This window comes from Myxococcus stipitatus DSM 14675 (assembly GCF_000331735.1).
Classification (GTDB): domain Bacteria; phylum Myxococcota; class Myxococcia; order Myxococcales; family Myxococcaceae; genus Myxococcus; species Myxococcus stipitatus.
On sequence record NC_020126.1, the window covers coordinates 8698836 to 8712498 of the forward strand.

10 protein-coding genes are annotated in these 13663 nt (G+C 69.0%); 5 read left to right on the forward strand and 5 right to left on the reverse strand.

The window, feature by feature from the left end:
• Window positions 1–4 precede the first annotated feature (4 nt).
• Both MYSTI_RS33570 and MYSTI_RS33575 read left to right on the forward strand, forming a co-directional pair.
• On the forward strand, window positions 5–1414 hold the full coding sequence (locus tag MYSTI_RS33570) for a family 2B encapsulin nanocompartment shell protein (protein ID WP_015352291.1): 1410 nt from the start codon (window positions 5–7) through the stop codon (window positions 1412–1414).
• Between the two features lie 15 nt (window positions 1415–1429).
• Window positions 1430–2836: a family 2B encapsulin nanocompartment shell protein gene (locus MYSTI_RS33575; RefSeq protein WP_015352292.1), complete on the forward strand. Its 1407-nt coding sequence runs from the start codon at window positions 1430–1432 to the stop codon at window positions 2834–2836.
• A 293-nt stretch (window positions 2837–3129) separates the two neighbouring features.
• Here MYSTI_RS33575 and MYSTI_RS41155 read toward each other — a convergent pair whose 3' ends face one another.
• From MYSTI_RS41155 to MYSTI_RS33595, 5 genes are all read right to left on the reverse strand, one after another.
• On the reverse strand, window positions 3130–3657 hold the full coding sequence (locus MYSTI_RS41155) for a hypothetical protein (protein ID WP_052351109.1): 528 nt from the start codon (window positions 3655–3657) through the stop codon (window positions 3130–3132).
• Window positions 3658–3902: 245 nt separating this feature from the next.
• Window positions 3903–5486: a HEAT repeat domain-containing protein gene (locus MYSTI_RS33585; RefSeq protein ID WP_015352294.1), complete on the reverse strand. Its 1584-nt coding sequence runs from the start codon at window positions 5484–5486 to the stop codon at window positions 3903–3905.
• 54 nt (window positions 5487–5540) lie between these two features.
• Window positions 5541–7253: a sodium:solute symporter family protein gene (locus tag MYSTI_RS33590; RefSeq protein ID WP_015352295.1), complete on the reverse strand. Its 1713-nt coding sequence runs from the start codon at window positions 7251–7253 to the stop codon at window positions 5541–5543.
• Entirely contained in the window at window positions 7250–7408 is a 159-nt protein-coding gene (locus MYSTI_RS43990) for a hypothetical protein (RefSeq protein WP_169558592.1), read from the reverse strand. Before MYSTI_RS43990 ends, MYSTI_RS33590 begins: the two co-directional genes overlap by 4 nt.
• Before the next feature lie 8 nt (window positions 7409–7416).
• A complete protein-coding gene (locus MYSTI_RS33595; protein WP_233278043.1) occupies window positions 7417–9867 on the reverse strand; it encodes a PIG-L family deacetylase in 2451 nt (816 codons plus the stop codon).
• Window positions 9868–10047: 180 nt separating this feature from the next.
• On the opposite strand from MYSTI_RS33595, the gene bshC reads away from it, so the two are divergent.
• From bshC to bshA, 3 genes are read left to right on the forward strand one after another with little or no spacing between them, the layout of a single operon-like run.
• Window positions 10048–11673 carry a bacillithiol biosynthesis cysteine-adding enzyme BshC gene (gene bshC / locus MYSTI_RS33600; protein WP_015352298.1) on the forward strand — a complete coding sequence of 542 codons (1626 nt, stop codon included), beginning with the start codon at window positions 10048–10050 and terminating at the stop codon, window positions 11671–11673.
• On the forward strand, window positions 11670–12482 hold the full coding sequence (bshB1, locus tag MYSTI_RS33605) for a bacillithiol biosynthesis deacetylase BshB1 (protein ID WP_015352299.1): 813 nt from the start codon (window positions 11670–11672) through the stop codon (window positions 12480–12482). Before bshC ends, bshB1 begins: the two co-directional genes overlap by 4 nt.
• The gene (bshA, locus tag MYSTI_RS33610; protein WP_015352300.1) at window positions 12479–13642 is read left to right on the forward strand and encodes an N-acetyl-alpha-D-glucosaminyl L-malate synthase BshA; all 1164 of its coding nucleotides are present in this window, start codon (window positions 12479–12481) and stop codon (window positions 13640–13642) included. The genes bshB1 and bshA overlap by 4 nt, the downstream gene beginning before the upstream one ends.
• The last annotated feature ends 21 nt before the right edge of the window (window positions 13643–13663 follow it).

A 13663-nucleotide genomic window follows, 5' to 3' on the forward strand; every position in this document is an offset into this window, starting at 1 on the left:
ATCCATGGCGAACTCGATGAAGCCTGACAACACGGCGGAGCACTCTCAGTTGAGCCTTGGTACGGCGGCGGCGCGCCAGCTGGCGACGACGACCAAGTCCGTGCCGCAGATGCAGGGCATCTCCTCGCGGTGGCTCATCAAGCTGCTGCCGTGGGTGCAGGTCTCCGGCGGCGTGTACCGCGTCAACCGTCGCCTGACGTACTCGGTGGGCGATGGCCGGGTGACGTTCTCCACCACGGGCGCCAAGGTCCAGGTCATCCCGCAGGAGCTGTGTGAGCTGCCCCTGCTGCGCGGGTTCGACGACGTGGACGCGCTCCAGGCCCTGGCGAACCGCTTCGAGCAGAAGGAGTTCAAGGCGGGCGCCGTCATCACCGAGAAGGGCAAGGAGGCCGACAGCATCGTCCTCATCGCCCACGGCAAGGTGAACCAGATTGGCGCCGGCAAGTACGGCGACGAGACGGTGCTGGGCGTGCTCGCCGACGGCGACCACTACAGCTACCAGGCGCTGCTGGAGTCGCAGGACTACTGGCAGTTCACGGCCAAGGCCGTCACGCCCTGCACGGTGCTGGTGCTCCAGCAGAGCGCGTTCGAGGCGGTGGTGGACCAGTCGCCGTCGCTCAAGAAGCACATCGAGCAGTTCAAGGCGCGCGCGAAGAAGAAGCAGGACACCTCCGGCCAGGCCGCCATCGAGCTGGCGTCCGGCCACTCCGGTGAGCCCACGCTGCCGGGCACGTACGTGGACTACGAGACGTCCCCGCGTGAGTACGAGCTGAGCGTCGCGCAGACGGTGCTCCAGGTCCACAGCCGCGTCGCGGACCTGTTCAACGAGCCCATGAACCAGACGGAGCAGCAGCTGCGCCTGACGGTGGAGGCGCTCAAGGAGCGCAAGGAGCACGAGCTCATCAACAACCGCGACTTCGGCCTGCTGCACAACGCGGACCTGAAGCAGCGCATCCACACGCGCTCGGGCCCGCCGACGCCGGATGACATGGACGAGCTGCTCTCCACGGTGTGGAAGGACCCGTCCTTCTTCCTGGCCCACCCGCGCGCCATCGCCGCGTTCGGCCAGGAGTGCAACCGCCGGGGCATCTACCCCACCAGCGTGGAGCTCAACGGCAACATGGTGCCCGCCTGGCGCGGCATCCCCATCTTCCCCTGCAACAAGATTCCCGTCTCCGACTCGCGCACCAGCTCCATCCTGCTGATGCGCGCGGGTGAGAAGAACCAGGGCGTCGTCGGTCTGCACCAGGCCGGCATCCCCGACGAAATCGAGCCCAGCCTCTCCGTCCGCTTCATGGGCATCAACGAGAAGGCCATCATCAACTACCTGGTCAGCGCCTACTTCTCCGCCGCCGTCCTCGTGCCCGACGCGCTCGGCATCCTGGAGAGCGTGGAGCTGGGCCGCTCGGAGTAACGGAGCCCTCACGCCATGACGAATCCCAACAATCCAGGTGGTGGCGGAATGGAGCTGCAGCCGACGAGCTTGAGCACGGCGGGCGCCCGGCAGCTGGCGACGACGACCAAGTCGCTGCCGCAGATGCAGGGCATCACGCCTCGCTGGCTGATGCGCATGCTCCCGTGGGTGCAGGTGTCCGGCGGCGTGTACCGCGTCAACCGCCGCCTGAGCTACGCGGCCGGGGACGACCGGCTCAACTTCAGCAACATCGGCGCCAAGGTGGAGGTGCCGCCCCAGGAGCTCGCGAAGCTGCCGCTGCTGCGCGGCTTCGAGGGCGACGACTCGGTGTTCCGGGCTCTGGCGACCCGCTTCGTGCAGAAGGAGTTCAAGGCGGGCGACGCCATCGTCTCCGCGGGGGCTCCGGCCGAGCACGTGGTGCTGATGGCCCACGGCAAGGCGAAGAAGCTGGGCCAGGGCAAGTACGGCGACGAGCTGACGCTGGATGTGATTGGCGACGGCGACCACTTCGGCGACCAGGCCGTGGTGGAGTCGAATGACCGCTGGGCCTTCACGGTCAAGGCGACCACGCCTTGCACGGTGCTGATGCTGCCGCAGCAGGTGTTCGAGGACCTCATCAAGCAGTCCCCGGCCCTCCAGGCGCACGTCGAGAAGTTCAAGGAGCGCCTGAAGAAGCCGCAGGACAAGATGGGCCAGGCGGCCATTCCGATGGCGGCGGGCCACGCGGGTGAGCCGACGCTGTTCGGTGGGTTCGTCGACTACGAGCTGGCGCCGCGCGAGTACGAGCTGAGCATCGCGCAGACAATCCTGCGGGTGCACACGCGCGTCGCGGACCTCTACAACGGCCCCATGAACCAGACGGAGCAGCAGCTCCGGCTGACCATCGAAGCGTTGAAGGAGCAGCAGGAGTACGAGCTCATCAACAACCGTGACTTCGGCCTGCTGCACAACGCGGACCTGAAGCAGCGGCTGCACACGCGCTCGGGCCCGCCGACGCCGGACGACCTGGATGAGCTGCTGAGCCGTCGCCGCAAGTCGCGCTTCTTCCTGGCGCACCCGCGCACCATCGCGGCGTTCGGCCGGGAGTGCACGCGCCGGGGGCTGTACCCGGCGGTGGTGGAGGTGCAGGGCAGCAAGGTCATGTCGTGGCGCGGGGTGCCCATCCTGCCGTGCGACAAGATTCCCATCACCGAGTCGCGCACCAGCTCCATCATCGTGATGCGCACGGGCGAGGCGGACCAGGGCGTCATCGGTCTGCACCGCACGGGCCTCCAGGACGAGGTCGAGCCGGGCATCTCCGTGCGGTTCACGGGCATCAACGAGAAGGCCATCTCGTCCTATCTCGTGAGCACGTACTTCTCCGCGGCGCTCCTGGTTCCGGACGCGCTGGGTGTGCTCGAGAACGTCGAGCTCGGCGTTTGAGGTAAGGCTGTCGGGAGCGGGCTCGCCACGGCGGGCCCGCTCCTTGTCTTGCCCTGGCGTGAGTGGACGGTCCTCCGCCAGACCTGTACGGGGAGCCCATGCATCGCTGGCGCTCCATCGGATTGACCGTCGTCGCGGCCTTGTTGCTCGCCATCGCATTCCCGTACTGCCGTCGATGGTGGAGCGTCGACAGGTGTCTCGATGCAGGTGGCGCCTGGGACGAGCGGGCCGGCCAGTGCGTCTTCACGACACAGACCGACCCCTGAGCTTCCACGGCTCACCAGCGGCGCAGGCTACCAATGCCAGCCGCGATTGCTGTCATAGAACAAGGGAGGGAGCCCCGGGAACCTGAACAGGATGGTGTAGCCGCCATCTTCCCACGCGAAGATGGTGACGCGTCCGCCGAAGAGACCCACGACGGCGACCTTGCCCTCAATCACCGTCACCGGCCCTTCGCGGTCTTGCAGCTCATGGGGCGGCAAATCGTCGTGGACGACGCTGGGGAGCTCACTCATGGCGTGAACCACCGCCTCGACGACCCGCGCGCCCTCCTCGCCAGTCATGACGTGGGGCGAAAGCGTCGGGTCCCGACCCTCCGCCAGCGCGGCGCGGACTTCCTCCGCACTCGCGGTACCGACCGCGTCCAAAAGGACCTCGCCCCCCTCCACCGCGATAGACCAGGTGCAACTCGGAAAGCTTGCTGGCGGCGACCCGTCCTCCGCGCAAACGTCGTCCACGGCGGCGTCCTGGGCGAAGCTGGCGCTCGAGGCGAGCGTCAGGAAGGCCAGGGTGAGAAATGGCAGGTTTGCTCTCATATTCATGGGTCCTCGTGGAGCGGACGCAGCACCGACGCTGTCCGCGATGGTTGGGTTCAAGGATGTCGGGCCGGTGACTCACCGTGAATCCTGTCACACCAGAAGAACGGACTGCCAGTGAAGAAACACTCTCAGGCGCGAGGCATTCCGGAGCGAATGGATTGTGCCAGCTTGAAATGTACGGACACAGGCCCCCCGGGCTTCGATGGCTATCGACAGCTCACGTCCCCCACGCAAAGCCTTGCCATGTGCTACGCCCAGTTGAGTCGGTCCCTCGCACGCAGCACATCCACCACCGGGTCCCACGTCCCGAGGGCCCAGGGGAGGACTTCCTCTTGGATGGCGCGATGGAGGACTCGCACCGCATCCGAAGGTGGGAGGCCATCCGGAGCCCGTTGGCTTCCTCCCAAGGGACCCAGGTCCCCCGCCAACGTGGACAGCGCCTTCGTCGCTGACTGGAGACAGGCTTGCAGAGCCCTGTCCTCCGCGTCGCTCTCGTGCGGCTCCACCGGCCCCTCCACGGGAAGGCAATGCGACGCGTGTGTAACAGCCCAGGCCGCCGCGAAGGCCGCCGGTGCACTGAGCTGACTGGGATAGAGGCTGGCCTGGTGCCGGGCATGGCGCACCGCCGCCTCCGTCGGGTCACCCACCCAGCTCTCCATCGCCTGGAGACCCCGCTGGGGCCATTCGTTGTCCGGGTACTCCACGTCCCAGAGCCCCACCACCCGGCGCACGGCCGCCAGCACGATGCGCACCCGCAGCTGTGTCCCGGGCCTCCCACACGACACGGCCCAACGCACCAGTGAATCCACCGGACGCTCCGCTTCGCTCAGCGGCTCGGGCAGGCGGGCACGCAGCACCGCGACCTGAGCAGAATCCTCGACCGAGCCCCCGGGCGCACGTGAACGAAGCTCATCACGCACGATGGCGTCGATGGCCGCGTCGACGAAGACCGGCGACCGGGCCTCGGACTTCAATCGCCGCAAGTCGCTCAGTACCGACGCGGACTGCTGCCCCCGCTCTCGCAGCACACACGACGCCCGGACGCCCGCCGCATGCGGCGCTCCCCACACATCGGTGCTCGTGAGTCCCTTGCGCGCATCGTCCACGAGCAACGGCAGGGCCCGCTCGGGTGCATGTGCGAGCAGGGCTCGCAGGGCCTCCGTCCTGTTGTCATCGTCGAGCAGCGCCTGCTCCTCCAGCACCATCGCCAACGACGCATCCGCCGGAGTCACCCTCCCGAGCGTCACGAGCGCGTAGCACCTCGCCCACCGGTTCTCATCCGTGAGCCTCGCGAGCACGGCGTCCCGCACACGCGTCGGAACGGGACCCGCGAGCCTCGAGCAGACCTGCGCCGCACGAGCACGGACCTCTCCGTCACGGTCCTTCAGCGCGGCGAAGAGCCCTCGAAGCACCGCCTGCGTGGGCCTGGGCTCCAGCTTCGCCATCAACGCGAGCACCGCCCGGCGCACGCGCGCCCCCGGCACCTTCAACAGCTCCAGCAACGCGGGGACAATCCCCGTGGGCACCGGGTCCACCTGCGCCAACAGGTCCAGGAACAGGAGCCGACGCTCATGCTCGGCCTCCCCCCACCCTCTCGTCTGGCGGACCTCCAGCCCCTCCAACAACGCCGGCACCGCGCCCAGCCCCGCCGCACGCAGGTGCGTCAGCGCCTCCAGCGGGCCCTGGGGCTCCACATACAGCGCCAGCCACTCCCGCACCGTCCTCCCCTCCCAGCGGACGTCCGCGCGCTGAAGCGCGGCGTCCAGCCGCCGAAGGGAGGCCAGCACATCGGGACGTGCCTCGCGGCGCGCTCGCTCCAGGTCGTCGTTCATGCGGTCGCGCCATCATGACGCGACCGCCACACCGACACCAACGACGGGCGCGGCTTACGCCCCCGCCACCGGAGCCACGTCCACCGCACGCGGCATCACGGCCTGGGCCACCAGGCTCAGCACCACCACCAGCGCACAACCAATCACGTTGTACCAGAGGTAGCCGATGCTGCTGAGCATGAAGAGCGCAATCACCGTGGTCTGCGAGATGACCGCCGCGGTGAACACCGCGTGCCCCTTCACATGCTTGAGGAAGAACGCCACCAGGAAGAGCCCCAGCACCGTCCCGTAGAAGATGGAGCCCAGGATGTTCACCGCCTGGATGAGGTTGTCCAGGAGCGACGCGAAGCTCGCGAAGCTCACGGCCACCATTCCCCAGAACACCGTGAACGCCTTCGACGCCACCAGCACGTGCTTGTCCGACGCCTCCGGACGCACCAGGCGCCGATAGAAGTCCACCGTCGTCGTCGCCCCCAGCGCCGTCAGCTCGCTCGCGATGGAGCTCATCGCCGCCGACAGGATGACCGCGATGAGCAGGCCGAACAGGCCACTGGGCAACCAGCGCTTCACGAAGCCGATGAAGATGTAGTCCGAGTCCTTCGTCTCCGCCCCGGGCAGCGCCTTCGTCACCAGCGTCTTCGCGTCCTTCCGAATCGCGCTGGCCTCGTTCGCGGTGGCGCGCAGCGACTCCCGCACTCCCGCCTGCGCCGCGGCATCTCCCGCGTCCCCAGCCGCCAGGTAGCGCTCCAACTGCTCCCGCTTGCTGGACTGCACCTGCTCCCACTTCGACTCCAGCGCCGCGTACTCCCCCGCCTTCTCCGTGGCCTGCACCCGCGCGCGCAGCGTGTCGTTGAAGAGCAGCGGCGGCGAATTGAACTGGTAGAAGACGAAGACGAGGATGCCGACGAAGAGGATGATGAACTGCATCGGCAGCTTGAGCACGCCGTTGAACAGCAGGCCCAGACGGCTCTCGGAGATGGAGTTCCCCGACAGGTAGCGCCCCACCTGCGACTGGTCCGTCCCGAAGTACGACAGCGCCAGGAAGAAGCCGCCGGTGATGCCCGACCAGAAGTTGTAGCGGTCCTGCACGTTGAAGTCGAAGCTCACCACGTTCAGCCGGCCGAACGCCCCCGCGACATCCACCGCGTCGCCAAAGCCCACGTTCGAAGGCAGCCGCCAGAGGATGACGAGCGCGGCCACCACCATGCCGCCCATCATCACCACCATCTGCTGCTTCTGCGTCTGGCTCACCGCGCTCGCACCGCCCGACACCGTGTACAGAATCACCACCGCGCCAATGGCCAGCACCGTGGGCTCCAGCGGCCAGCCCAGGATGGTGGAGAGGATGATGGACGGCGCGTAGAGGGTGATGCCCGCCGCCATTCCACGCTGCACCAGGAAGAGGAAGGCGCCCAGGAGGCGCGTCTTCAAGTCGAAGCGCGACTCCAGGTACTGGTACGCCGTGATGACGTTCATCTTGTAGTAGATGGGAACGAACACGGCGCTGATGAGGATCATCGCGAACGGCAGTCCGAAGTAGAACTGCACGAAGCGCATCCCGTCTTCGTACGCCTGCCCCGGCACCGACAGGAACGTGATGGCGCTCGCCTGCGTCGCCATCACCGTCAAGCCGATGGTGTGCCACTTGAGCACGCGCTTGCCTCGGAGGAAGTCCTCCGCGTTGCGCGCGCCACGCGCCTTCCACATCCCCCAGCCGACGATGAGCGAAATCGTTCCGACGAGGACCAACCAGTCGAGCGAAGTCACGAATACACCCAGGTGAGGGTCCAGGTCAGCGACACGAACAAGACGAAGACGCCCACCACGAACAGGTAGATATTGCGCCAGGAGCCCAGCACGGGCGGCGCGTCATCCAGCTCCGCCCGCTTCTCGGGAGGCGCCTTCGAGGTGTCGGGATTCACGGGAGGACTCATTGCGCGAGGATGTTCGCCAGGAGGCGGTACGCGCCGGGGACACCGGCGGGGAGCTGACGGAAGAACGCAAGGCCCGTGTAGACGAACACGCCCTTGCCATGACGAGCGACCAGCAGTGAGCCGCGCAGCGGCTCCTCACCGGCGTCATTCATCGCGAACACCGGGCGGTACTGCTCATTCCACTTCGATGCGAAGTAGAGCCCACGCTCCTGGACCCAGCCCTCGAAGTCCGCGGGCGTCAGCCGGTTGGGCGCCAACAGGAGCGGCTCGCTGGCGGAAACGGGCGTCATCACCGCCGTCTCGTCCGTCACGCGGTCGCGACCGATCTCCAGCGGATACGGGCCCACGAAGGACTCCAGCGGTCCCACGCGGCTGTTGGTGTTGTACTGCACCACCAGCCGTCCGCCGCCCTTCACGTAGCTCAGCAGCTTCTCCCGATGCACCGCGATGTGCGGGTTCGCGTTGAAGGCGCGCACCCCCACGAGGATGGCGTCGAAGCGCTCCAGCTTCTCCGAGGCCAGCCGCTCCTCCGGGAGCACCGTCACCTCGTACCCCACCGCCGCCAGGCTCTCCGCCACCTTGTCCCCGGGCCCGGGGATGTAGCCCAGGCGCTTCACCTTCGTCGTCAGCGCGAAGGGAATCAGCGTCGCCTCGGAGGCCTGTCGCACCGCGAGCGGAGGCAGGTGCTCGTGCGCCACCGTGCGCACCTTCCACGACTCCAATCGGCCGCCGGAGTCGACGACGACGCGCAGGCGCCCCTTCTCCGTCGCGCCCTTGGGCGGCGTCACCTTGAACTGGACGGTCCGCTCGTCGCCGCGCGCGGCGAGCTGGAAGGCGTGGTCCACTGGCTCGGACTTCCACCCGGGGGGCATCTCCAGGCGCACCTTCCCGCGGGCCTCCGCGCGCCCCGCGCCCAGCACCACCGGGACGACCTGCGTCGCGCCGTTGGGGAACATCACCCGGTCGCGCTCCAGCGTCGCGGTGACGGAGGGCACCACCTCGAAGGCGCGGTACAGCTCGCCTCGCACCGGGTCCGTCCACACGAAGACCACCGGACGCGTCACGGTGATGCGCCGCCCCGACGCCTCATAGACGAACGACACCATCAGCGCGGAGGGCCCTTCCGGCAGCCCCGTCAGCGCGCGGTCCGCCTCGTCCAGCGCGAACATCCCACCGGCCACCGGCTTGCGCAGCCAGTACGGCGTGGTGATGGCCGCGTTCTCGGGCAGCCGCACCTGCTTGTCCAACTTGAAGGGCGCGTGCTCCGCGAGCGCCGCGTCCACCTGCACGCGCTCGCCTCCCGGCAGCGACACGCTCACCAGCTTGAGCGCCGCGGGCGAGCGGTTCAGCGCGAACAGGTTCAGCTTCACCGAAGCGCCCGGCACGCCCACCGGCTCCGACGCACGCGCCTCCAGGAACAGGCCCGCGCACGCGGCCACCAGCGACTCCGTCTCGCGCAGCTTGAGCGCCTTCCACGGGTGGTCGTCGGGCAGCGCGGACAGCGCCTCGTGCACGCGCAGCAGCGCGGGCACCGAGCGGGACGGCACGCGCGCATCGAAGCCCTTCACCGCCTCATCCACCGCGCGAGCCACCGCCTCCGAGCCCTTCCACCGGCTCCAGGACAAATCCAAGCCCTCGAAGACATCGGCCTTGGGACGCGTGCCGTCGAGCGGCGTGAAGTACTCGAACTGCGGGCCGCGCTCCGCCGGCACACCGAAGCCCTGGCTCTTGTGCTGGCTGCGACTCTCCGCGGAGACCTCGCCCCACGAGCGACCCAGGAGCGCGTCGTAGCCGCCCACGTCCACCTTGAGATACGCGGACATGTCCGCGTCGGGCTTCCGGTTCCAGATGGGGACGTTGTTGAGCAGCCGGTCCGCCTTCCACGGCTTCACCAGGTCCAGCTGCTCCGGGAAGCGCTTCGGGTCGGCGGCCGCCTTGAACGCTTCGGCGGCGAGCAGCGCGGACGCGGTGTGGTGGCCGTGGTTCGGCGGCTTCGTGTCGAAGCGCGTGACGATGAGGTCCGGCTGGAAGCGGCGGATGGCCAGCACCACGTCCGCCAGCACCGCGTCGTGTCCCCAGATGCGCAGCGCCTCGTCGGCGGACTTCGTGTAGCCGAAGTCCCGCGCGCGCGTGAAGAGCTGCTCCGCGCCATCCACGCGGCGGGCCGCGAGCAGCTCGTACGTGCGGATGAGGCCGAGCATCTCATCCTGCTCGGTGCCGATGAGGTTCTGTCCTCCATCGCCCCGCGTGAGGGAGAGGTAGCCCGCGCGCAGGCCGCGCTCTCCCACCAGCCAGGCGAGAAAGCGCGTGTTCTCGTCGTCCGGGTGAGCCGCGACGTAGAGCACGCTTCCCGTCACGCCGAGCCGCCGCAGACCGGCGGCGATTTCTCCCGCGTGAGGTTGTCGAGGTGCTTGTGCGAGAGCTGGGGTCCCGATTCCAACGCTCATGACCAACGCCATGCCAAAGGTGAGCAGGTTTCGCATCCGGGGCGGACCCTACAACAAGGTCTTCACCCACGCGCGCACGGCCTTCATGTCCATGACGCGGCCGGCCAGATGCATCCGTCGCGTGGACGCCCACCGACCTTCTCCGTGCCGGCAAGGAGCCGACCTGTTATCACGGCCCTCGTGACGCCCTCCTTTCCCACCGCGTGGCTCAAGGGAGACCCACGCGCGCTCGCCTTCCTGCCCGACCGCTTCCGTCACCGCGCCACCCGCGCGGAGGCCGCAGCGGCCGCTGGCGCTCGCTCCATCCCACCCGCGCTGCTCGATATCATCGCGGCCCAGAACGCGAGGCTCGCTCCGAGTCCCGCCCGGCTGCGGCATCTCGAGGAGCTCTCCCGTCCCGGCACCATCGCCGTCGTCACGGGCCAACAGATGGGCCTGTTCCTCGGGCCCCTCTACACGCTCTACAAAGCCGCCGCCGCCATCGCGGACGCGAAAGCACTTCGGGAAGAAACCGGCCGGCCCTGTGTTCCCATCTTCTGGCTTCAGACCGAGGACCACGACCTGCCGGAAGTGGACCACTGTTTCGTCGCCAGCCCGCGAGGTGCCTGTTGTCGCGTGTCCTTGGACATCGCCGACGCGGCCGCCTCGCGTGCGCCCGTCGCGCACCAGCGACTGGGCCCCGGCGTCACCCGGGCCTTGGAGACCCTGCGCGCGGAGCTGAGCGCGGAGCCGCGAGCCGCCGAGCACCTGGCGCTGCTGGAGCAGGCGTACCGGCCCGACGCGACACTCTCGGAGGCCTTCACCCAGGTCCTCGCATCCCTCTTCGCGGAGGAGGGCCTGGTGTTCATCGACCCGAGGGACGCGCGCATCGCGCCCTTCGCGGCCCCCATCCATCGCCTCGCGCTCCAGGACGCGGAGGCCATCTCCGGCAAGCTCTCCCGTCACGTGGATGCGCTGACGCAAGCGGGCTTCTCGGTGCAGGTCCACATCCGCCCGGGCTCGCCGCTGAGCTTCTACTCCCCGGATGGACTCGACGGCGCGCGCTACCGACTGGACCCCGCGGGCCCCGGGCGGTGGAGCCTGGTGGGCCATCCCGCGGGTGCCCAGGTGACGACGGACGAGCTGCTGCGCGCGCTGGAGCACGAGCCGCTGCGCTTCACCACCTCCGCGCTCTTGAGGCCCCTCCTCCAGGACACGCTGCTGCCCACGGCCGCCTATGTCGGGGGCCCCGGAGAAATCTCCTACTTCGCGCAGCTCCCGCCCCTCTATGAGCACGCGGGCAGGCCCATGCCGCTGGTGGTGCCGCGCGCGCGCTTCCGCGTGGTGGATGACCGGGCCCGCAGGCTGCTCAACAAGCTGGACCTCACGCCCGACGAGGTCAACGAGCCCCGCGAAGCGCTGCTGGCGCGGCTGGCCACGCGCAGCGAGGCGGAGCCCTTCGAGTCCGCCGGCATGCTGGAGGCGCGCCTGTTCAGGACCTTCCTCGAGGAGCTGGAGCCCCTGGGCGAGGCGATGCTCAAGCTCGACCCACAGCTGCTGGATGCCCTCAAGCGCACGCGAGGCACCGTGCGCACCGCCCTGTCGCGGCTCGTGGGGCGCTATGGCCGGGCACTCGCGCTGCGCGACACCGTCGCCGCCGAGCGACTGGACCGGCTGCGCGCGCTCCTCGTCCCGGAAGGCGCGCCGCAAGAGCGCATCCACGGCATGTCCTATTACGCCTGCCGCTTCGGCACGCGGGAGTTCACGCGCAAGGTGCTCGACGCCTGTGTCCCCTTCTCCGGGGACCTCCAGGACCTGACGCCATGAGCGGCACCCCAGGTGGCACGGCCTACGGGCTGGAGGCGCTCGCCTTCGGCCCGCACCCGGACGACGTGGAGCTGTTCTGCGGAGGACTGCTCGCGAAGCTGTCGAGCCAGGGCCACCGCACCGGCATCATCGACCTGTCCCGAGGCGAGAAGAGCTCCCGAGGCACGCTGGAGACCCGCGCGGAGGAGACCCAGGCCGCCTCGAAGGTGCTGGGCCTGACGGTGCGGGAGAACCTCGAGCTGCCGGATGGCTGGCTCAACCCCTGGGCTGGCTTCGAGACCCCCGAGCCCGAGCGCACCCGCCACGCCGCGGTGGCGCGGGTGGTGGAGGTGCTGCGCCGGCTGCGTCCGGAGCTGGTCATCGTCCCATGGGAAGAGGAGCGCCATCCGGACCACGAGGCCGCGAGCGCCCTGGTCACCCGCGCGCTGTTCTTCGCGGGCGTTCGCAAGTTCGAGACCGAGCCGCCCGGCGCGCCCTTCACCCCTCGGCAGGTGCTCTACTACCCGCTGCGGCACCTCGCCGCGCCCAGCTTCGTCGTGGACGTGTCCGCCGTGTACGAGACGAAGACGGCGGCGGTGCACTGCTACGCAAGCCAGGTGCTGCCTCGTCCGGGGGCCCCCGCCACGCTGGTGGGCTCCGCGCTGTCGCTCTCCTCGCTGGAGGCGCGCGACAGGTTCTATGGCGCCCAGGTGGGTGTGGCCCATGGAGAGCCGTACATCGTCCGAGAGATGCTGGGGCTCGTCGACCCGGTGGAGCACTTCCGCCGGAATAGCTTCGAGAAGCCCCTGTTCTTCCCTCAAAGCCGATGAGCCCTCCCCTCCGCGTCGCCATCACCTGCTTTCCAACCTTTGGCGGCAGCGGCATGGTCGCCACCGGCGTCGGCCTGGCCATGGCCGAGCGCGGACACCGCGTCCACTTCATCGCCCGGGAGCTCCCGGTGCGGCTGGACACCTTGCCTCGGGGCGTGACGTTCCACGAGGTGACGGAGAGCGACTACCCCGTGCTCCAGCACTCCGGCGCGTACCCCATCGCGCTGGCCTCCAAGATGATCGAGGTCGCCACCGCCGAGCAGCTCGACGTGCTGCACGTGCACTACGCGGTGCCTCACGCCACCGCGGCGTGGATGGCGCGCGAGGTGCTGGGAGACAAGGCGCCGCGCATCGTCACCACGCTGCACGGGACGGACACGACGCTGGTGGGCATCCACCCCAGCTACCTGCCCATGACGCGCTTCTCCATCCTGCGCAGCGACGCGGTGACGACACCGTCCGCGTTCCTCCGCGACGCGACGTGGAGCGGCTTCAACATCCCCACCAGCGTCCCCATCGACGTCATCGCCAACTTCGTGGACACGGAGCACTACGCCCCCGGGCGCGAGCGCGCCGCGCTGAAGGCCCTCTTCCCGGACCTGGGCGAGCACGAGCCCGTCCTCATCCACGTCTCCAACCTCCGCCCCGTCAAGCGCATCACCGACGTCGTGGGCATCTTCGCGGAGGTGCACCGTCAGCTTCCCTGCCGGCTGGTGATGGTGGGTGATGGACCGGAGCGCGCGCCCGCGGAGGGGATGCTGCGCGAGCTGGGGCTGTCCCACCGCGTGGCCTTCCCCGGCAAGCAGCACCACTTCGTGAAGCTGCTCGCGTCGGCGGACGTGTTCCTGCTCCCCAGCGAACAGGAGAGCTTCGGGCTCGCGGCGCTGGAGGCGCTCAGCTGCGGGGTGCCCGTGGTGGCCAGCGACGTGGGAGGCATTCCCGAGGTGGTGCGCCACGGGGAGACGGGCTTCCTCGCGCCGCTGGGGGACGTGCGCGCCATGGCGGGGCACGTGCTGAGTCTGCTGAAGGACTCGGCGAGGTGGCGGGCCTTCTCCCTCCGAGCGCGAGCCGACGTCGTCGAGCGCTTCAGGAAGGAGCCGGCCATCGACCAGTACGAGTCGCTCTACCGGCGGCTCGTGAGCGGAGCCCCTCGCCGCTGAAGGGGCGAGAGGCTCCACCAT